Origin of the sequence: Aquimarina mycalae (assembly GCF_029906345.1) — a bacterium.
In the GTDB taxonomy this organism is placed as follows: domain Bacteria; phylum Bacteroidota; class Bacteroidia; order Flavobacteriales; family Flavobacteriaceae; genus Aquimarina.
The window spans coordinates 518,872-539,410 of the sequence record NZ_JARYGY010000003.1; the positions used below are offsets into that span (position 1 = coordinate 518,872).

Consider the following 20,539-nt stretch of genomic DNA (forward strand, 5'->3'; position numbering starts at 1 on the left):
CAATTTTCTATCCCACAAAAGTTGAATGATTATTTCTTGGATCATACTGAATTTCTAAGTCTGAACCATTCCAAATTGCTTCACAACTTTCAAGACGGTATGTGTCACCTTGCCAACTTGCACCAATGTAATCTTCGATTAAATCTTCAATAAAAACTCTTTCACCAATTTTAATGTCTTTGGGAATTAAATACGCTGCGAATGGATGTTCGAAATAATGTGGATAAAAATATGTCCATTCAATTACTCGTTCAAATTCTTTATTAGTCCCCGAATAAATATCCAATCGATGGTCTCTAATGATTTCAATTTCTCCTGTCTTTTTATTCTGAACGACAGAATAACATGAGCGTATTTCATCAGAAGGATCGACTTTTTTTATGATTGATTTAAGTCCGTTTTTTACAGCTTTATTAATGCTATCTTTATCTCGTCCAGTCTTAATTATACGCAAACCTTTTGAGCTTTTATTTCCAGTTCCAAATACCATCTTATATTATTTTTATGTTATGCTGATTTAAGTCTATTTTTAAACAAGTATCGGGATTTAATTTGATCATAGTTAAAAGATCGTCATCTGATAAAAATTCTGTATCAACAATCGAGTTGTCGCAATTCGTACATTTTCGCTTGGTAAAGTTGGTTCTTTCTAATTTATACCAATTCATTTTATACGGACAATTCATTTTTTTTACAAATTCATTTTTGTCAGTATAAACTTCCTTTTTTATTGGGTCAAATTTCATTGTTTGTGCTTTTATTTGGTTGCAGTTAACGGTCTCTACTATGAGTAATTGCTTGTTCTTAGTTTTATTACTTGTCATAAGGTATAAAATTCTCCCAATACCAAGGCATCGATTTATCTGCCATTGTAATTTCTAGTAATTCTTTAAAAATACTTTCACCGTTTGAACTGTTAGACATTATTATGATTCCTAAATTTTGTGATGGATAAAATATTGTGTAATGCTCCCAACCCTGAATATGACCTTCTTTAAAAACTGCTTTTCCGAAAGGTGTATTATAGGTTCCAAAACCTAAGGCATAGCTTAATTCAATATCATTATTCTCTGTAGTTTTTATCAATCGGTTTTTACCAAATTGTTGCTTGCATTCAATATGGATTTGTGGTCTAAAAAACTCATTATACCCTGTTTTGCTTAGCCCTTTTTGTGCTAACATTGCTTGGATAAATTTTGCATAATCCTCAGGTGTTGTGTCCATACTACCTGCTGCATATTCCTTATTTCTTTTCCTTCGTTTTAAGGTCTTTCTTTTTTTATAGTGACCAACAGCAAAGTTTGTATCAAATCTATCTTGCCAAAGAAAACTAGTCATATTCATTTCAAACGGTTTGAAAACATATTCCTGAGCTAGTTCTTCCAAGCCTTTTTTGGTTATTTGTTCAACAACAAATTGAAGCAATTGAATGCCTTCGCCAGAATAACTATAAAAAGTTCCTGGTTCAAATTCAATCTCTAGCGGTTTTTCCATATCAATACTATATTTTCCGATATATCTCCAATTTGGAAATCCTGTGGTATGAGATAAACACATTCTAGCAGTTATTTTCTTGTACCTATCATCATTTTTTAAATCTTTGTACCCTTCATAATCATGTGGAAAGTCATAAGTATATAATGGTTTCTCAAGATACTCCACCAAGGGTTTGTCTAAATCAATTTTTTTTTTATCAACTAATTTCATTACAACAAAGGCAAATAGTGATTTACTAAATGAAGCAGCGTAAAAATTATGTGAAGTTTTAAGTGGCTGGTTCTCTTTCAAATTTCTAGACCCATAGGCTTTCTGAAATAAAACACTATCCTTAGTAACTATAGAAATTGTAAGTCCGTGAACATTTCCTGCATTTTTTAAACGTTGAATTTCATTATCCAAAACTATGGTTGATATTTTTGAATTATCTATTCTTTGAATGGATTGAGAATAAACTCTTAAACTTAAAACGAAGAATAGCAGTGAAATGAAATATTGTATTTTGCCCATTTTAAAATTGATTTTAAATTCCTTTATTTAATAGACGTCTATTCTTATCAAATGGTTGCCTAAGCTTTTACCACATTAGGCACAACGGCAAATATGACAAACGTTGCTAAACTAGAGGGTAGCGATGTTTTGTTATATAGTGTTGTAAGTAGTTATTTAAATTGGTTTTTCCTTTTTTTAAAATAATTTTCAATATTTGGTTTCTGCTTAGTTTGTCTAAACTTAAACAGTCTGTTTTCAGATTTTGTTTTATTATATCTAAATTGAGTTTTGCTTTTTATAACAAAACTTGAATCATTTTTTATGATACCATTAATCTCGTGTAAATAAGCTGAATTAAATGAATCTTTGCCTGGGTTTTGGCTTTCAATACGATAAAATTGAATTTTAATACTATCTCCATTAATTTTTGCCAAACCTTTATTGTTTATATCATCTGGTCTAAATCTACAATTTCGTTTAATTTGTTTTATTTCAGAATTTTGAGATTCGAGCATTAACTCAATTGTTTTATGTGCACTTTCATAAGTATTTTCATAGGCTTCTTTTCTTGCACAGTAATAATGTGAGAGTCCATTAATTCCAGAAATATTAAGAACAAATCCGTCTTCATAAATAAAGAATATGGATAAATGCTTAATTTTCTTTATTCCAGTCTTTTTATAATATTCATCAATTGGGTATGGTGGATATTCTCCGTACTCCCATTCTAATTCGGTAAAATAATATCCTTGAAATTTAATAGATTGGCTAGAAATTAGATTATTTTCAAAATCAATTAGCTCTTTTTTGTGATGTGTCTTGAAAATTCCGCAAGAAGTTAGAATAAAACTAATAGCCAATATTAATAAAATGTGTCTGTTTCTCAATTTTTTATTTTAATTACTTATAAGGTTTAGTATATGAAAAACAGCTATTTAATTAGCTGAATTTTATTATTAAAACTAAAGTAATAAAAAAGTGCAAAACTTTGAGTTTTGCACTTAATAAGCTATTTTTATTTATGTAGTTTGGTGCTGGCTTTATTTTGACAGCTTAGCTATATTTTCAATCATTTCTTCTCTTGCAGTAGTTATAAAATTATCAAATTGATCTTTTGTCATATTAGGGTTTTCTACAAAATCGTAATTGGATTTCCATACAATCATTGATTTTTTGTAGCCTAAATCAACGATCATAATCATATTATTCATGTTTTTTGCAGGAACACCTTCTATAACTTGATAAGAGTAAGTTCTAGTTTTATCATCGAAACCCGTTATCTTTTCTTTAAAGTGACCTTTTCCGTCAGCAGAAGTACAAACTCTTTCACCACCAATCCCTTTTGGACCTTTCCATTGAACTTTAGATACAAAGGATGATAACTCATCAATATTGTCCATTTTACGAATTTGTTCCCAGACTTTATCCGCAGAACTTTCTATTTCGGTCACTAGAGGTGTTTGAGCTTGTAGCATGATAGTTGAAGAAACGAATAAAATTAATAAAATTGCTAATTTTTTCATTGTTTTGATTTTTAAGATGTTTTAATATTTGTTTTATAATATGGGTGGGTTAATTTTTTATTACGGTAGCTTTTGGATACTTGTGTTTTATTTTCTTGTATTTATCTGTTCCACCTGTAACGCGTTCACCAGTCTCGATATAATGTTTTAGTCCAACTAAAGTACCAGACATTTGTTTTTTGAATCCTCCTTTAGCCATTATTCCAAGAAAAGCTGGCTTAGTTCTGAATTGAAATTCATATGATGCTGTTGATGTACCATCGCCATTATCTTTTACTCTATAAAAAGCTTGAGAATTATCAAAGTTTAAAGGAAGTTTTGCACCATCAATAACTACGTTATGCATTACCATATTTTGGTTGTCAATTTCTGTAATACGTTCTTTAGACCATTGTGTTCCTTTTTCATTAAAATTGCACTTACGTTCAGCTCCAAATTCTCCTTTTAAGGAACCATTAGTATATGCCGATGTATAGATGTATGGTGAGAAGTTTGATATTTCTCCATAATCTAAAACCATTACTTCCCATACTCGCTCGGCTGGTGCGTTTATACTCATTTCTACCTTAACGGTACGGAACTTTTTTTTCATACTTTGGGCAGATGTATTCATACTAATTATTCCTACGAGTGTGAATACTAATATTGATTTTATTGTGATTCTCATAATTTAAAATTCAAGTTCTAATACTTTGATACAATCTTTGAGTTGGTGTTACAAAACCTAAGCAACTTTATTTGACAGTTTTCCAATTTCTTTTGATTTGTTTTGACTTGGTTTTCCCGTTTCAACGAAGTGTTTCAAGTCATTTGGAATATGAATTAGTTGTTTATTTAGCTGTATTTTCATCATAGGGTTCATCATACTACCTACCAAACCTTTAGTTTTTACAACTAGATACATATTCACTTTTGTCCTCTCTGAGCTTATTTTGGTTAGTTGCCAATTGTTGATTGCTGTATCCACAAAGAATGGAAAGCCTTTAATGACCTCATATTCCAGAACATAATTATTAAAGTCAAATTTTCTTATTACTTCTTTAATTTTGCCTGAAGATAATTCACAAGCTCTATTGTTTGAAGGAGCTCCTTTAATTACTGGTGGACTATATCCTTTGGAATGATTTAAACCTGATGCCCATCGATAAGCTTGACCAAATTGATTTCCTAATACTTCCCAAACGGATTCTATAGGTTTATTAATAATAATTTCTTTTTTAAATTCCATCTCTGTTATTTTTAAATGAATTAATGGTTTACTGTTTTGATACGAGAATATTGAATGTGTTACAAAAGCAAAAAAGTTGCTTCAAAATGAAACAACTTTTTTGCATGTAAACCTTAAAAAAGATTAGTTCTATAACCTAAAGTAACTCGATAATTTATCGTTATTTATAAGTTCATTAATAATAGTCTCTTTGTCAAAATCTTCTTTAACTGGATGCTGTTGAAATAATTTAGTGTAAGTTGCGGTAAAATCATCTAAAGCTTCTTCGTGATTATCTTCTACAAAATCTTTCACTTTTGTTTTTGTTTTGATATTGAAAAGCATTTTTTCTTCATCTAAAACGCCCATTTGCTTCAAAGCTTTTGCTTTTTTTGGACATCGACATGGGTTTTCTTTCTTTACCAGTCCACACTTATTGTTCATATAGTTAAATAAATCTTTACGCGCTCTGTGAAGTTTTATCCTAAAATTTTGAGGACTTATACCAAAAATATCTCCTCCAAACTTGTGGCCAATTCCAAAACTTGCACCTAAAATAAAAATTAGGCGTTGTTCTCTATTTAAGCACATAATCATACCACTCATACATTGAATCTGCATTTCTTTTGATAACTCTTGGTAGCTTATTTCTTCTTCAATGCTTAATTCTGGATTTTGAACCTGATCTAAACGTTCTCCATAATCATCAAAGTCTGAAAATTGTGTTTCACCTTTTCTTCTTTTGGACTGTAAAAATTCGTTAACGACAATGCGATATAGCCATGTCCTAAATTTACTTTTAAAATTAAACTGTCCTAATTTGGTAATTACTTTAATCAGGACTTCTTGGGTTAAATCTTGTGCATCTACTGGATTGTGACACATTTTCCAAGCTACATTGTAAATGAATGGCCGATGAAAGTTTATAATTTCATTTAAAGCTTCTTTGTTGCCATCTATAACCTGTTTAACAAGGTTCTGCTGTTCGATATCTGAATATGATTTGCTAAAAGGAAACTGCATAATAAAAAGTTTTTTTTCAGATTTGATACAGTATAGTAATAAGTGTTACAAAAGTTACTGTTTTTTTAACTGACGTGCACCGCTAAATATATAAATCGGAGCAAGCCAAGCACACCCGAATCAATCGATTTATCTGCGCATTTTTATTTCTTAGTTAATTTATAAAGATCTAGTGTCTTTGCAAAAAGAAAATGACCTTTCGATCTAACTCTAAACTGCACTGATTTTATATATCCTGTTGTGTACCCTATTGTGTATGATTAGTTGCGAGAAAGTATGCTAGCACTTTCTATAATTAATGCAAGTGAATTTCCCTACCTGAAATTTAGCATTAATTACACACGTTGTTTTGTGCTGGCAGATTAGTAACTCCATAGTTTCAATCCAATGAATCCTATATTCCATAAATAAATGGATATAAAAATGGCTCCAATAGAAGTTAATTTATAAAATATTTTAAAACCCTTTTTGCTTGGTAATTTAGTCCACCTGTAAATCGAAATTATTGATAAAAGTACCAATGCATAAGAACTAAAATACAGTAGAAGCGAAGAAAAGTTGACATTCATAGCAGATTTAGTATCACTCATAGTAAGCCCAAAACCTACAAAAATCAAAATAAGACCCAAGCCTACACCGAAAAGAACCAAATGATTAATCGGATTTTTTCTCTTCTTTTTTATAAAGTTTCTTATTAACCAAATAAAACTAGATATAAAGAATATGATTACTAATAGAAATGAAATTAACAATCCAAAAAACAGGAGGAGTCTTTTCGTTCTTGATTCCTTTTCGGTGTAATTATCATGTATCCAAAATGCAGGTTTTCCATAATCGGATTCGATCAACATTGCAGAAGGGACACCTTCTTTCTCAAAATAAAATTGATTGTTTCCTGCATAATACAAAGTATCTTTTGGTCTTCCGAGTAATCTTCTGCGAACTAACATTTCCTCCTTAAAATCTAAAATAAAGCCTCCAAACATTCTATCAGAAAAGGCAAGCAATTCATTTCTTGGGCTTTTAAATTCATAAAATCCAGAAAACTTGGTTTTTAAAGATTTTGGAATGAGGAATGTTTTTCTTTCTAAAGGTGCTTGATTTTGGATGTCTAAAAGAAGATCTAGTATTTCATCTACTATGGCATTAGCATCTCCATTTCGATTAATTGCAATGGCGATCCCTAAATCAGCTTCTCTTGAGTAAATATATCTTGCTGCAAATCCATCTATTTGTCCGCCATGTCCATGAAATAAGTGTCCATTTTTCCATATTGTATAGTTTCCTAATCCATACCCAAATCTTAATCCTTTTTTAGCAGCAATACTTGTTTTAGGTTTTTCGATTCTATCAAATGTTTCTTTTGAAAATATGGTAGTATCTTGTTTAAGCATAACTTGAAGGTAGCGTGTCATATCCTTAGCATTCGCACAAAATTCTCCTGCAGGACTTCCATTTATAGTGGCAAACGGTATGGCATTAAGTGTATTTCCAGTTCTTTGATAGCCTTGTGCAAACAATTTTCCCTTTGGTTTTTTGAAATAGTAATTAGATGATTCCATTCCAATATTATTCAAAATATTTTCCTTTATGTACTCGCTACTTGAAACACCAGATAGTATTTCAATTAGATGTCCAGCTACTATATAATTTGGATTAGAATACGCCTTTTTTGTACCAGGTTGCCACCTTGAGTGCAGTGATTGATTATGGTCGTTTACCATATTTATTACTGGTGGCATTACGCTATCTATTTTATTATAAATAGCATGAGCATGAAATTCATCAAATCCAGTTGTATGTTCTAGTAGATGGGATACAAGAACAGGATCGGTTTGTTCCCATTTATTTGTGAACGGAATATTTTTGTCTATTTCTCTGATAGGACTGCTTAAGCTATAGCGTGATTCTTTTATTAAATTATATAGTCCAAGAGCTGTAAAAGATTTAGAAATAGAACCCAAACGAAATAAATGTTTATCTGTTACTCTTTCTTTCTTTTCAATATTAGCATATCCTATTCCTCCAGAAAAAATAATAGAATCCGATTTTACAATACTTATAGAAATTCCTGGAATATTTTTGCTTTCAATATAGTTTTCTATTTTTTTTTTAAGAGAATCTATTTGGTTTTGGCTAAACAAGTTATTTGTAGAACTTATAAATAATATAAAGAGAACAATTTTAATTAGCCGATTTTTCATTTTCCACTGTTTATTTTCTAGACGATAAAGTGTCAAAAATGTTACAGTAGATTTTTGCTTGTACACAACGTTTTGTGTATAGTTAGTTGCGTATTTGAGTAACTAATCAAACATTCATGAGCCAGAGAAAATTCAAAAGGAATTTTCCTAGTAGATCAGAACCAAGCAATTAATTATACACCTTTTTGTGTGTAGTTTTTACTTTTCAATATAACCCAATTTCTCTAAAAAAGAATCTGTTAATTCGTTTACCTCATTACTTGCTTTTTGATCGCTAAAGAAATGCCCTACTCCTTCAAATATCTTATATTCAAAATCATTTCCTAACTTTTCCATCTTGTCTCTATATTCGGTAAACTCACTGATACGAGCTAAGTGATCTCTGGTGCCATGAAATGAAATGGATGGAGGTAAGCCTTTTTTGACATTGTGAAACGTAGAAATACTTTCAGAGTTTCCATTAGATTGTCTTTTAAAAAAGTTACTCTTTGTTGTGTTATAACTAGCTGAGTGTGTTACAAAGGCATTTGGAATAGCATTAATCCCAGTAGAGTCGAATAATTCAAAGTGATCCATAATAGCAGTGGAAGCTGCTAAATGACCGCCTGCAGAAAATCCAGCCGCAACAATTTTATCAGGGTCAATTCCTAATGAATCAGCTTCTTTTCGTAACCATACAATAGCAGATTTAGCATCTTCAATACAATTGATAATATTGGATCCATGAATATCAATCAGCCTGTATTCAAAGGATACCGTAACCATTCCTTTTTCTTGGTATCGCTTACAATTTTTATAACCCCATTCAGGTATCCCTAGCGCCCAACCACCGCCATGAAAGAAAGCATATACGGGCGCTTTATCCGTTTTTTTATGTCCTTTAGGTTTGAAGATATGTGCCTCTAACTGAAAATCACCTACTTTTTTGTATATCATAATAGTATCTGGCTCTGTTCTTCTTGTTTTACTGTCAGCATACATATCCAACACTTGTTGTTTTAGTTTTGGGTTTTTGCTGTTTATTTTAAAATCAGATATGATGCTCCCAAGATATGCTATACCATAATTACTAATACTCTTTTTAAGATGTTCATTCATCAAATAATCTTTGATTTCTTGATGTGCGTTCAATTCTTGTATGGCTTTATATTTTGGTTCAATTTTTTGAATTCCCGCATCATAATAATTTCGAAATCGTAAGTTTTCTGCGGACATAATATCTGTATAACGATTCAAGAATAAAACATAATTACTTTGTGCTAAGAGTTTGGGATCATCAAAACTACCTTCAGTAATTTCATCGTAATAGTCCTGATTGATTTTTAAGGTATCGCCTGTATACATTTCATGAATGGCAGGGTAAACGATTTTATGAAATTTAGTTCGAAATTCAATTTCATTGATAATCTTATCGCTATGCAAAGCGGATAGTTTATTCTTTTCTTTGAAATTGTTGTTTGTACTTAAATAGGCCAATTTTAATGAATCGACAATAGCATTATATCTACTTAACGTGGCACCAAATAAAACCTTTTCATTATTCACCACATAGTTTTCAATTTTTTCTATCTCACTATTCATTGCATTGAGGTGGTTGTTTTGGTCTGAATTAGAACCAGAGAAAATCGTTTCTGCATTTAAATCGATATGAATAGAATCTCCTGGAAAGGCTATGAATTCTACTTTTTGTTGCTGATGAGAAAAAGAATAAAGTCTTGGCTGTTTTAACTGAATATTGACCTTAAATGCGCCATCTTTTTTTACTGGAAGAATTGAATCTCTATCATCTGTCTGACCTGACCAACTTTCTGCCAATGAGATTGTTCCATGCCTTAGATTTATGTTATTCGACCAATCAACCATTACTTTACCAGTAATTACAGTGGGTTGCGGTTTTTTATCAATGGAACAAGAAAAAAAGAAAATGGCAAAAGCGAAGCTTAAAATAAAGGATTGAATCTTCATGGCCTTAGTTAGATTTTTGTTAGTCTTAATTATAGACAAATGGAAAGAAACATTGTTACAGTTTCTTGAAAAAAATATTGAGATTTAGACTTTTCTTGCTTAGTTAATAATGATCAAGACAGATTTAAAAATTATGCATAACGGTTTGTGTACGACTCGTTGTGAGAAATCAACTATGATTTTTATGGTGTAACCGAAAGATAGCACATTGCAATGAATCCCGATAAGGAATTCATTACAACAAGCTATACATATTGTTGTAACACGTTTTATTCTCTTAATAAATATGTTTTTTAGGAAATTTTCTTATCAAATATTTTTTCAGAACGAAATGAGTTGAAACTAAAACTGTAAATTCTACTATCGCTGTTTTTCTATCTTTTTAATACGATTTAAAAAGTCTTTTGCATTATCATTTTTTAGATCTAGTTGTAAGGATTTTTCGAAACTTATTTTTGAGTCCGTATAATTTCCTATTTCGAAGTAAATTTCACCCAGACTACTATATAAATTAGAATTATTAGGCATAAGATCAAGACCATATTTAAAAACTTTTACTGCTGCTTCTGAGTTTTTCATACCAGTAGACCATTCTTTGCCTATCATTGTTACAATAGAGGCTATACCTGCTTGAGTTAGTTGTTCTTCTGTATATTTTGCAGTACCTATAGCATTCTCGATGATCCAGTATGGTTTTTCAGGATTATTGAATTTAAGATAAAACTGTTTTCCCGAAGAACTATCTGGAAACAAGTCTGCCATCTTCACTTTATAATTTTCTTTTTCAAACTCTGCATGTAAATCTAACTCAATAAATTCGTTAAAATCATGATGGTAATACACACGAACCTTCATTTCAGCTAGATCATATATAGTAGAATACTGAGTGGCAGCAAGATCTGTCTGAATCATATTTTTCATTACATTACTACAATAATCAAGTGTAACTTCAGATCTTGTAGCATCAATAAACTTTACACCTTTTTGGTAATATGGCAACTGTATCTCATTCATGGATGTAGTTTGGGAATAATAGAAATTTGAAAATGTTTTTTCACTATCATCACCTATGATCATTTTATCGCCTTCGATAATGAGATAAGTGCCTGATTTATCAATAAAAACAAGTTGATACCTTTCCATTGCGCTTAAATCCAATCCTTCGTAGTAGGCCTTAACCTCTTCAACGGTGCTCATAGTTTGCATTGCTGTTACTAAAGCGTTATCCAGATCCATTTTGGTTTTACCATTTGAGTTTTTAACAGGTAATGGATACGTTGCAAAACCATCAACCACTAAACCAGCCTCATTAATAGCCCCTTGCGCTACATCCATAAAACCTACATACATCACTGCATACTTATCCGCACCTTTGTTCTCAAACCAAATTTGGGTATTGGGTATATAAAAATCTTCGTTATTACCTATTATTGTTTTTCCATTCTTGGTGATTTTATACATGGTACATGCAAAACTGGGTTGGAATGTTGCGAGGAATAATAATGTTGCTAATAAAAATGATCTAACCATGGTATTTATTTTAAATTTTGACTTACACAAGGTTACTAAGAATGGTGTAGAGTATTATTAAAAAAACAATAAGGAATATCCAGAAAAAAAATATTGGACAAATTATTTTTCAAGTGTTTTTTTATATTGTGTAGGCGTTAGGCCTGTAAGTTTTTTAAATACAGCATAGAAGGATGATTTTGAGCTAAACCCAGCTTGTTCCGAAATAGCCACCAAGGTAAATTTGTTTTGATCAGAAGAAGCCAAAAGCGTTTTTACTTTTTCAACTCGGTGAATATTTAGATAATCTGAAAAAGATAATTGATAGGTTTCATGGATGAAGATAGAAAGTTCTTTTTCTGATACATTTAGAATGGCTGCTATATCTGAAATCTTTACATTTTTATTGGTGTAAATTTCATTGTATTTTATCAAATATTCTAATTTTTCCTTTAGTGAATTTTGTAAATTATTATTCGAATCTTTTAAGTCATATACATTAAATAAAAGGTTAGCTTTAGAGAATCCTACAAAACCAATCCAATAAATATAGAGGGTATTAAGTATAAGAATTACGTAATAAAACTGTGCACTATGTTCTAAGTTGAACACATTGGCAATAATTTGGTGTAGTAGATTTAATATAATTATTATAGTGTATGCCCAAGAAAACCTAAAGAGCCAATCCCAATTTTTTAACTTAGAAATACTTCCTTTTATATTTGATCTTTTGTTTTTTATAAATCGTAGCGCAAAAAACATTACGATTAAGCCAAAAGTGAGATAAACAAAATCATTGTAAACAAAAAATCCAGTTTTATAGACATTCCAAAATAGATCTTTTTCTAAACCAATATGAATTCTATAATACCAGTACCCGCGTAATATTCCATACATAAGAGCTGGTAAAAAAAGTAGATATTCAATATTAGAAATTACCTTGTGTTTTTGAGCAATCTGGTGTTTCACATAGAAATAAAAACCAACAGCCATTAAATATTTATATGGAAAGGGAATCGAGGTCAATGGTATAAAGCTGACCTTATTGATATTCATATAAAGGAATGCATAAAGTAGATTATAAAGCGCTAATGAAAATAAGAACAACAGGTAGTTCTTAAACGCACGTTTGTTTTCCTTATATTTTGTAAGTAAATACAAACAAAGCGTAAAGCCTTGTATAGCTCCAAAAAGAACGATAATATTTAATGCTAAATATTCTATAGGAAATTAATTTATTATAGGATACGAATTAATGTGTTACAACGGTCTTGTGTATGGTTAGTTGCATTGGCTGGAACTAAGTTAGCAAAAGAAAACGAACCAGAGGAAAATCCTATGGATTTTCCGAGAACACACAAAACAGGTAATTAATTATATATCGTGTTGGCAGTAGTTGCATTTTATTGTTTTGGTCTTAGTTTTTCTATAACCTCTGTGCTTACCCAAAAAATATCTACATTTTCATAATTATCTGAGCCTATATTCCTATTAAAAAATAGATATTTTCCGTCTGGACTTACGCTTGCGCACTGTTCACTAGCTTCTGTATTTATTTTGTCTCCTAAGTTAATAGGTGTATCCCAATCACCATTTTCTGCACGAAAACTAATATATATGTCTGCATCTCCATATCCGTTATCTCTTTTACTATCAAATATCAGGTAAGATTCATCAGGTGCAATAAAAGGATGAAAGCTTTTTCCTGTATTAATCTTCTTATTGAGTAATTTTGGTTCTTCATACTTTCCATCTACAAATCGTGAATAACGAATATCGCCTGTAAAGTCTCGTTTGAACTCATCAAAAAAATAGGTTCCTTTAGAAGAAGCTGTAAGGCGCATAATGGGTAAACTATCGAAAGGCGCGTCGAGTTTTTTTATTTCAGACCAGTCTCCATTTTTCTTACGTTCCTTATACCTCCTACCTAAATGCATTATTTTGCCATCAGGAGAGATAAAGGGTGTTCCCACTCTAGGAGAGATAACGGACTCTTGCCATTGATTATCTTTGTTTTGAATAACCACGAATTCCATTTTCTTATTCTCTTTAGTTTCCCCAACTTCTCTGAGAAAATAGAACTCTTTTAAGTCTGGAGTAAATCCTCCGTAATATTCCCAACCTCCTGTGGTAACTATACCAGGAGCGAAAGCTTTAGATATTAAACCAGGTGGTTTTTGTCCAAGATAAGGGCTTTCTTCGATTGAAGAATCATTTTCTTTTGTATTCGATTTCTCGGTTTTGCAAGCATTTAAAAATATTAAAAATGCCAGTGTTGAAAATTTAATTATACTATTTCTCAATTTTTGATTTCTTTTAATTACTGCCTAAGGTGTTCGTGTATGAGCAATAGCGGACTTCTACTCACTAATTTTTCAGTTTATTATAGACCTTTGTTTTACGTTTATACTTTCGTTTTACAATTTAAACCGTTATTACCTATACACAATGTTACAAACAGTTATTTAATTTTCTTTTAACCATTGTTGCGCCTCATTTGTATACCAATTTTTTGAAAAATTATTAGACTTTACAATATTCTCAAAATGAAATTTTGCTTTTTCTTTGTTCCCTTTTCTAGAGTAGAATGTCCCTAAATACAAATTTACGTAAGGATTATTCGGTTCTTGGGCTAAAAGCTTTTTTCCAATATTTTCTATTTGAGTATCAAAATCATTAAACTCACCAAGTTCCATATAAAAAGCTACATCTTTTAAAAATGAAAGATTATGAAGAAGAGTTAAATCCGCATATTCCAAATAATCTGGGTTTTTGGTGAAAACTGATTTTAAGAGTTTAGCACTCGATTGTAATTTTTCAGGTTCAAACCTTGCCATATATGATTCAGCTAATGCTTGTGCTAATATTTTTTTTCTATAAAACTCATTATTTAAAGAGTTTTGAGAAATAGATTCTTGTTTTTCAAATAAAGACATTTCTGTTAATCCAAGTACATAGTTTTTCAGAAAACTCAGAACAAATAAGGACGAAGTAGCATCACCATAAATAAGTCGAGCAGGGTCGCTCAATAGATTATTATTTGCAAGAATTGTTAGAGTGATATTCTCAGAAGGAACTTTTAGTAATAGACTTGAATAACAGTCATATTGCCCGTAAGCCCAAACCATATTTTGATTTTCAAATTGCTGATTAAAAATTCCGTATCCGTATGGCAAATCTTTTTTAAACGATGAAAACATTAATTCTCTTGATTCTTTATTAATTATTAGGTCGTTATCTAATCCCTTATTAAAAATGGTTAAATCTTTTAAATTAGATACAATTCCAGCTGAAGATGAATAGCCATAATCAATGAATCCTCCTTCAGTTCCATTATCTAGCATATATGGTTTGGCTATTCTACTAATTTGAGTCGAATCTTTAAGTAAGAAAGTGTTATCAAGTTTCAATGGATTTATAATTTCCTGTTCCATCATTTCAGAAAAGGACTTTCCTGATGCTTTTTCAATTACATTTGTTATAAGTCCAAACCTTGAACTATAATAAAAATTCTCTCCCACATTTCCTTGTGAGGTATGTGATAAGATGTGTTTTACTAAAACTGAATCACCAAGAATAGGCTTTAACAAGAATGTATTAATAGGTTCATTAAGTGAGAGTTTTTCTTGCTCAACGAGTTTCATTGCTAAAACTCCAGAAAAGACTTTGGTTATGGATGCAATTGGAAATAAAGTTGTAGAATCTACATGAGTGGTCATCTCTATATCAGATAAACCAAAAAATTCTTGATAAACATTATCTCCATTTTCCTCAATAGAAACAGCAAGTCCAGGGATTTTAAAATATTCCTTTAACTCCAAAAGCTCTGAAGTAAATCGTTCCGCTTGTTTGTCAATTCTATTTTTCTTCTCAGCACAGGATGAAAAGAATATTAATAACAGAACTACAATTTTTAAATATTGCTTCATTCGACTTTCATAATTGTTTACAACACTAAATATATGAATCGGAACAAGGCAAGCAAGCTTATACCAATTGATCTATCCGCGCATTTTTATTTCTTTATTAATTTATAAAAATTCAGCGCCAATGCAAAAAAATGACCTTTCGTTCTACGACTAAGCTTTTACTCTGATTTTATATATAATGTTGTAGGTAGATTTTTTTCATACATTGTTAGCAATAGATTATCCTCCATATCTTTTGTCAAAATATTGTTTGGTATCCTCAATCTTTAGTCCATCATCAATAATATTTTCACGTATAAGTTTCTCTACTTTCTGTAATTCTTTAAAGTTGGATAATATAAGTGTGAAATCACAGTAGATTTCATTTTCTCCTTCATTCTGACAATACCACCTTAACATAAACTTTTCACTTTCGCTATAAACAAGGTCATAAACATAAAAGTCTCTGTTTTTTAACACTTCTTTTGGGTCAGTAAGAATGCTTTGAAATTTCTTTTTGTCAATCAGTTTTTCTTTTGAAATATGTCCATCGTGATTATGCCAATCGTTCAAGAAGAATAGAGTTTCATCTAATTCAAGATTTGATTTTAGATACTTCCAAATTATTTGTAAAATATCTAATTGAATATCTTGAGGGTATTCCTTTTCACAACAAAGAATAGAGTTTTTAAACAACCCTATCCCTTGATGCCAATCGTTATAAAGTTTTCTATTCATATAATTATTGCTAACGCGTTTGTGTATGGCTTGTTGCAGAAAGTCAGCTTGATTTTTCGATTAAGGAAACAAGATAGCAAATTGCGCAAGAATTTCCGAGTAGGAAATTCAGAAGTAATAAGTTATACACGTAGTTATCTGCTTTTTACTTTAACTTCAAAAGTCAAAACATATCACAAACTTTTTTGACTAAACTACTAATTTATGCTAAACCATTAGATGTTGTTAGTATCAATTTCAATTGGCCATTTCCAAGCGGTCAAAACAATTAAAATTGAAACTATAATAAGCAAGGCGCCATAAAACATATAGAAATGCCAAGTAGTGCCAATAATATTTACAATTCCAATGGCTAAATGGAATATGCCAAATATAATATTGAGAAGTCGATTGCTCTTTGCATTCATAATTAATGAAAGATATATCATGCAAGCGGGTATTATAGTGACTATCGCAATAAGTAAAAGAGACATTTGGGTGATGTCAAACTCATCTATCTTTCCAGCCATTATTTCCTCTATTTTTTTTGGCAAATACAACTTATAAAAATCTGTATAAATATAGAGAAACATGAATATTAGCCATAATGCTGCCAGTTTGATTTTTATATCAATCTTTGTGTTTTTTAAAATCTTAGTTTTCTTTGATTTCATATTATTTTTTGATTTTAATAACAAGCTCAATCAGGTCTTGTTTTTTCTCTTACTCCAATAATGAGTAGCCACAGGCAAATTCCAATTTCACCTAATGCTTGAGTAATACTTGCAAACATTGGAATTACAGTTTTTCCAAAATCATCGGGAAAGAAAAAGTAACCAAAAAAATCAGCTAAATACCCAAAACATGCAAGCATTAGAAAAACACCCATAATTTTTGGAATAAGCTCCGATTTATAAATTAGATAACCGAAAGGAAATAACCAAAGTCCCCAAAAAATCTCAACAACAAGAATCCCATTGTTATGTGATTCGAAATGAGCCATTATTTCTGAATACTTTATGTGTAGTTCAGAAGTTCCATTGATAATTGATAGAACATCAAGTTTGTTAATAAGATTCACAAAAGAAATGGGGATACTAATTAATACTAAAACTACCATTACTATGGCAATAGTTTCATTGGTTTTACGTAGTAATTTAAAAAGTACAAGGGATAAAAATATGAATGTTGTGTACAAAATTATGTCACTAAGTACACTTAACTTGAAAAGTGTTTCTCTGGCAACTATGTTATTATACGTTTCTGCGGCATTTTCCCATACTATTAGCTCCGAAGGAACGTATACAAGACTAATAATACCGCTTAACACTGTTATTAAATACAATAAGCCAGCAATTCTTGCATTTTTTTTAGTTGACATCATCTTTATTACATTCTCATATATCTAAATAGACGTCAATTTTTTCTAAATGGTTGCCTGGTTTTAAATTAGTATGCGTTTTCAAATTGCAGCTAACATTTAATATATGTATCGTAGCAGAGTAAAATGTTACCTTTCTTTTCAATTTTTCTGCGCATTGGTTGCTAACTTTTACTTTCTGCAAGTATTGTGTCTTACCAAAAATACAACAACCATTTGATTGATCACTTAGCAGCTATGATCACATATATAGTGTTGTAGGTAGTACCTTATTTTATTTTTTTCAATAACTCCTTTGCATCTAACATTCCGTATTTTGATGCTTCAGACAGAAATTTTTTCGCATTCAGAGTGTCATTCAATTTGTAATATGCTTCTCCAATCCAACTAAACGCATCTGGTAACCTGTAATTGTATTTGATTGCTTGCTCCAAATCTTTTATTCCATTTGAATATTCTTTCAAGTACACATATGAAATTCCGCGTTCAAATTCAATTTCGTACTTACGAACATAATAGTCCGATTCCTTATCCCATTCATTCGAGAAATTTATTTCCAGATAGATGCTGTCCGATTTAATTGCTCCTTTTGATTTCAATGCTTTTGTATAAAATTCCACAGACTTTTGGTAATCCTTTAATCGTTTGTAGTTATTCCCAATATTCGTTAGAGCGAGAGCATTGTCTACGTCATATTTGAGTATTAACTCATAATCATCTATCGCTCCTATATAATCCTTTAGCGCTGATTTATCAGCACCTCGATTTAATAAAGCTGGTTTCAAGTCAGGTTTTTTCTCAATTGCTTTATTCAATAATTTAATTGCTTCTATATATTTGCCTTGTTCTTCAAGTTCGTAAGCCAAATCATAATAATCTTCGGCTGTTCTATAATCGCAAGAACTTAACAGAAGTAAAATTAACAATATGTAAATTAAATTTTTCAGCATTACTTATAATGGTCTTGTATGTAAAAAGACACTAGTTTTTCGGATTAACACAGAGCCAAATTTTTAAATTTTACTATTTATCTTTTTCTTAGAAATCGTCAAATTTAGAAATTTGGTGACTTTCAAAAAATGCCCTAGCCTTAGTTTTAGCAACTAGCATTTCCGTATTCAATTAAGAGTTCTTTTCCGAATTTAATCGAATACTTGGTTTAACAAGTAAAATAATTGTGTAACCAATTATTAATCCAACTATTGAAAAAAATATATCATTCTGGTCAAATGTTTTATTAGTTCTTATGTTTATAATATTTAGTTCTTGCGTAATCACATAAATTGCAGCTGCTATAACTGCTAGAATGTAAATGATTTTTAGTGATATTTGACGTTTTATATTCATTCGGTCATTTATAAATAAAAAAACTCCTGTTAAAGTTAAAGTTCCGACTATAGCTTCGAAAAAATTTGGTATCGAGAGTAACGTTATTTTTAAAAATTCAGGTGATGCACTTTCTAAAACTTTTGGTCTGATATATTTAAAAAGTATAAATATTGGAATTATAATAAGTTCAATGCGAGCTAACTTCATTATATCATTAAATCTCTCGTTCATTTTGTTTTTTTTTGCTTGTTGCTATAGGTCTCGGCTATGAGTAGTAGCGGATTTCTACTCTCAAACCTATCGGTTTTGCACTGGCCTTTATTTTATGTACATGCTTTCGTTTTATCACTTAAATCGCTATTGCCTATACATCTTGTTAGACACAGTATTCTTTATTTTTTCACCTATCGAATTTATGATTTCTGAGTGAATTGGTTTTACCTTCTCTTTATCCAATGTCCCACCTAAAATTACCATTTCTTTATTTTCAAAACGCTGCCCAAGCCTGTCATCAATCATTACATTTCTCATACTTTCAGCAATTCCAATTTCCTGCAAAAACTTATTTGGATGTCCTGCAGTGCAAATCACCAATCCATATTTTAAGATTTTCATCTTGTCAATCTGATCTGAGTCTTTGTGACCATATGCATATCCAACAGAATAAACTCTATCAAACCAACCTTTCAATTTTGAGGGACAATCACTCCACCAAACTGGATAAAGGAAAATCAAACAATCGGCCTTTTCTATTTTCTTGTGTTCATCTTTGACATCATCTGGAATTGGTAAGTTAGTATTAGCAAAGCCTTCCCTTTGGTATTCTTCTTCGGTCATATCAGTTTTGAAATCCATAGCATATAAATCAGAAACCTCATATTCTAACTCATCTTCTCTTAGATTCGATTCGAGTTGTTTTAGAATCTCATATGTATAAGACTCTTTACTAGGATGGCAGTATATGATTTGAACTTTCATATTAAATCTCTATTAAAGTTGATTTTCCTTTGCTAAAATCTTTACAGGTCCACTCCCAATTTTCAAACAATTGTATTTTTCCAGATTCGTTTAATTCAATTCGAGACTTACATTTTCCTGTCATTATTTCCAAGGTTTGATTTAGATGTTGGTATGAAAACTCAAGTGAATGTTTAATGATTTTTCCAATTAAATAACCTTTTAAAATATCTCCTCCTGAATATTCTGCCCAAATCATTTTATTTTCTTGATGGTAATGAAAAGTTGTAGATTCTGACACTTCACCGTTTTCAGAATTTGTCAAAGATTTGAACTTTTTGTTATCTAATGTGATTTCCATTTTCTGGGTCTTATTGTGCCTAATATGTTCGTGTATTGTTTATTGCGGAATTTCCCGTAGGAAACATTCCGATAATTCAACAAGGTAGCAAAATTGCAATGAATTCCGTTGAGGAATTCAGCCGTAATGAGCTATATACCTTGTTGTGTGGAGTTTTCTATAGATCTTTTTCAATTTTTTTTCTGATAACCCATAATTACTTTATGAAATACTGATTTGATTATTATCATCTTATAATTCAAAATATGTGAATCATCCATTTTCTATTTCTTATATAGATTTTAATAAATAATACACAACGGCTCTTGTATGTTGTGTTTGCTTCCCGAAGGGTACTATTCACTATAGCATCAATGAAAAAGCAGTAAGTCCAGTATCTTTAAAGTTCACAAAAACAATAAGACATGAAAACTGAACTGACTGCCCAACCAAATTTATACATTGGTATTGATATTCACAAGCGAAG

20 protein-coding genes are annotated in these 20,539 nt (G+C 30.6%); all 20 read right to left on the reverse strand.

Translation table 11 applies throughout. From position 1 onward, the window contains the following. Positions 1–7 precede the first annotated feature (7 nt). The 20 genes from QBK95_RS10055 to QBK95_RS10150 all read right to left on the reverse strand — a co-directional run bounded on the left by QBK95_RS10055 (position 8) and on the right by QBK95_RS10150 (position 20,073). Entirely contained in the window at positions 8–490 is a 483-nt protein-coding gene (locus tag QBK95_RS10055) for a hypothetical protein (RefSeq protein WP_280933192.1), read from the reverse strand. Between the two features lie 323 nt (positions 491–813). Further along, positions 814–2,007, reverse strand: coding sequence for a serine hydrolase domain-containing protein (locus tag QBK95_RS10060; RefSeq protein ID WP_280933193.1), 1,194 nt, complete (start codon positions 2,005–2,007; stop codon positions 814–816). A 152-nt stretch (positions 2,008–2,159) separates the two neighbouring features. Then, positions 2,160–2,876, reverse strand: a complete 717-nt coding sequence (locus tag QBK95_RS10065; RefSeq protein ID WP_280933195.1) for a hypothetical protein — start codon at positions 2,874–2,876, stop codon at positions 2,160–2,162. A 153-nt stretch (positions 2,877–3,029) separates the two neighbouring features. Then, entirely contained in the window at positions 3,030–3,512 is a 483-nt protein-coding gene (locus tag QBK95_RS10070) for an SRPBCC family protein (RefSeq protein ID WP_280933196.1), read from the reverse strand. Positions 3,513–3,561: 49 nt separating this feature from the next. After that, positions 3,562–4,179 (reverse strand): SRPBCC family protein, encoded by a 618-nt coding sequence (locus QBK95_RS10075; protein ID WP_280933197.1) that lies wholly within the window; start codon positions 4,177–4,179, stop codon positions 3,562–3,564. 57 nt (positions 4,180–4,236) lie between these two features. Further along, positions 4,237–4,740 (reverse strand): SRPBCC family protein, encoded by a 504-nt coding sequence (locus tag QBK95_RS10080; RefSeq protein ID WP_280933199.1) that lies wholly within the window; start codon positions 4,738–4,740, stop codon positions 4,237–4,239. A 129-nt stretch (positions 4,741–4,869) separates the two neighbouring features. Continuing rightward, entirely contained in the window at positions 4,870–5,742 is an 873-nt protein-coding gene (locus QBK95_RS10085) for an RNA polymerase sigma factor (protein ID WP_280933201.1), read from the reverse strand. 362 nt (positions 5,743–6,104) lie between these two features. After that, positions 6,105–7,946, reverse strand: coding sequence for a serine hydrolase domain-containing protein (locus QBK95_RS10090; protein ID WP_280933204.1), 1,842 nt, complete (start codon positions 7,944–7,946; stop codon positions 6,105–6,107). Between the two features lie 198 nt (positions 7,947–8,144). Continuing rightward, positions 8,145–9,911: an alpha/beta hydrolase gene (locus QBK95_RS10095; protein WP_280933206.1), complete on the reverse strand. Its 1,767-nt coding sequence runs from the start codon at positions 9,909–9,911 to the stop codon at positions 8,145–8,147. A gap of 360 nt (positions 9,912–10,271) precedes the next feature. Next, positions 10,272–11,441 carry a hypothetical protein gene (locus tag QBK95_RS10100; RefSeq protein ID WP_280933208.1) on the reverse strand — a complete coding sequence of 390 codons (1,170 nt, stop codon included), beginning with the start codon at positions 11,439–11,441 and terminating at the stop codon, positions 10,272–10,274. Between the two features lie 102 nt (positions 11,442–11,543). After that, a complete protein-coding gene (locus tag QBK95_RS10105; RefSeq protein ID WP_280933210.1) occupies positions 11,544–12,476 on the reverse strand; it encodes a helix-turn-helix domain-containing protein in 933 nt (310 codons plus the stop codon). Between the two features lie 347 nt (positions 12,477–12,823). After that, on the reverse strand, positions 12,824–13,723 hold the full coding sequence (locus QBK95_RS10110; protein ID WP_280933212.1) for a TolB-like translocation protein: 900 nt from the start codon (positions 13,721–13,723) through the stop codon (positions 12,824–12,826). A gap of 162 nt (positions 13,724–13,885) precedes the next feature. Beyond that, entirely contained in the window at positions 13,886–15,349 is a 1,464-nt protein-coding gene (locus QBK95_RS10115; RefSeq protein WP_280933214.1) for a serine hydrolase domain-containing protein, read from the reverse strand. 219 nt (positions 15,350–15,568) lie between these two features. Further along, a complete protein-coding gene (locus tag QBK95_RS10120) occupies positions 15,569–16,066 on the reverse strand; it encodes a hypothetical protein (RefSeq protein ID WP_280933216.1) in 498 nt (165 codons plus the stop codon). A 215-nt stretch (positions 16,067–16,281) separates the two neighbouring features. Continuing rightward, a complete protein-coding gene (locus QBK95_RS10125) occupies positions 16,282–16,719 on the reverse strand; it encodes a DUF6326 family protein (RefSeq protein ID WP_280933218.1) in 438 nt (145 codons plus the stop codon). A gap of 26 nt (positions 16,720–16,745) precedes the next feature. After that, complete coding sequence (locus QBK95_RS10130; protein WP_280933220.1) at positions 16,746–17,429, reverse strand: DUF4386 domain-containing protein; 684 nt, start codon at positions 17,427–17,429, stop codon at positions 16,746–16,748. Between the two features lie 266 nt (positions 17,430–17,695). After that, positions 17,696–18,376: a tetratricopeptide repeat protein gene (locus tag QBK95_RS10135; protein WP_280933222.1), complete on the reverse strand. Its 681-nt coding sequence runs from the start codon at positions 18,374–18,376 to the stop codon at positions 17,696–17,698. Positions 18,377–18,548: 172 nt separating this feature from the next. Further along, the gene (locus QBK95_RS10140) at positions 18,549–18,986 is read right to left on the reverse strand and encodes a hypothetical protein (RefSeq protein ID WP_280933224.1); all 438 of its coding nucleotides are present in this window, start codon (positions 18,984–18,986) and stop codon (positions 18,549–18,551) included. A 126-nt stretch (positions 18,987–19,112) separates the two neighbouring features. Then, entirely contained in the window at positions 19,113–19,733 is a 621-nt protein-coding gene (locus tag QBK95_RS10145; protein WP_280933225.1) for an NAD(P)H-dependent oxidoreductase, read from the reverse strand. A gap of 1 nt (position 19,734) precedes the next feature. Further along, positions 19,735–20,073 carry an avidin-fold protein gene (locus QBK95_RS10150; protein WP_280933227.1) on the reverse strand — a complete coding sequence of 113 codons (339 nt, stop codon included), beginning with the start codon at positions 20,071–20,073 and terminating at the stop codon, positions 19,735–19,737. Between the last annotated feature and the right edge of the window lie 466 nt (positions 20,074–20,539).

Excerpts from the sequence above, each read along its gene's own strand:
- QBK95_RS10055 (WP_280933192.1), bottom strand. The coding sequence starts at position 490 with ATGGTATTTGGAACTGGAAATAAAAGCTCAAAAGGTTTGCGTATAATT.
- QBK95_RS10060 (WP_280933193.1), bottom strand. The coding sequence starts at position 2,007 with ATGGGCAAAATACAATATTTCATTTCACTGCTATTCTTCGTTTTAAGT.
- QBK95_RS10070 (WP_280933196.1), bottom strand. The coding sequence starts at position 3,512 with ATGAAAAAATTAGCAATTTTATTAATTTTATTCGTTTCTTCAACTATC.
- QBK95_RS10075 (WP_280933197.1), bottom strand. The coding sequence starts at position 4,179 with ATGAGAATCACAATAAAATCAATATTAGTATTCACACTCGTAGGAATA.
- QBK95_RS10080 (WP_280933199.1), bottom strand. The coding sequence starts at position 4,740 with ATGGAATTTAAAAAAGAAATTATTATTAATAAACCTATAGAATCCGTT.
- QBK95_RS10085 (WP_280933201.1), bottom strand. The coding sequence starts at position 5,742 with ATGCAGTTTCCTTTTAGCAAATCATATTCAGATATCGAACAGCAGAAC.
- QBK95_RS10090 (WP_280933204.1), bottom strand. The coding sequence starts at position 7,946 with ATGAAAAATCGGCTAATTAAAATTGTTCTCTTTATATTATTTATAAGT.
- QBK95_RS10095 (WP_280933206.1), bottom strand. The coding sequence starts at position 9,911 with ATGAAGATTCAATCCTTTATTTTAAGCTTCGCTTTTGCCATTTTCTTT.
- QBK95_RS10100 (WP_280933208.1), bottom strand. The coding sequence starts at position 11,441 with ATGGTTAGATCATTTTTATTAGCAACATTATTATTCCTCGCAACATTC.
- QBK95_RS10105 (WP_280933210.1), bottom strand. The coding sequence starts at position 12,476 with ATGAATATCAATAAGGTCAGCTTTATACCATTGACCTCGATTCCCTTT.
- QBK95_RS10115 (WP_280933214.1), bottom strand. The coding sequence starts at position 15,349 with ATGAAGCAATATTTAAAAATTGTAGTTCTGTTATTAATATTCTTTTCA.
- QBK95_RS10120 (WP_280933216.1), bottom strand. The coding sequence starts at position 16,066 with ATGAATAGAAAACTTTATAACGATTGGCATCAAGGGATAGGGTTGTTT.
- QBK95_RS10125 (WP_280933218.1), bottom strand. The coding sequence starts at position 16,719 with ATGAAATCAAAGAAAACTAAGATTTTAAAAAACACAAAGATTGATATA.
- QBK95_RS10130 (WP_280933220.1), bottom strand. The coding sequence starts at position 17,429 with ATGATGTCAACTAAAAAAAATGCAAGAATTGCTGGCTTATTGTATTTA.
- QBK95_RS10135 (WP_280933222.1), bottom strand. The coding sequence starts at position 18,376 with ATGCTGAAAAATTTAATTTACATATTGTTAATTTTACTTCTGTTAAGT.
- QBK95_RS10140 (WP_280933224.1), bottom strand. The coding sequence starts at position 18,986 with ATGAACGAGAGATTTAATGATATAATGAAGTTAGCTCGCATTGAACTT.
- QBK95_RS10145 (WP_280933225.1), bottom strand. The coding sequence starts at position 19,733 with ATGAAAGTTCAAATCATATACTGCCATCCTAGTAAAGAGTCTTATACA.
- QBK95_RS10150 (WP_280933227.1), bottom strand. The coding sequence starts at position 20,073 with ATGGAAATCACATTAGATAACAAAAAGTTCAAATCTTTGACAAATTCT.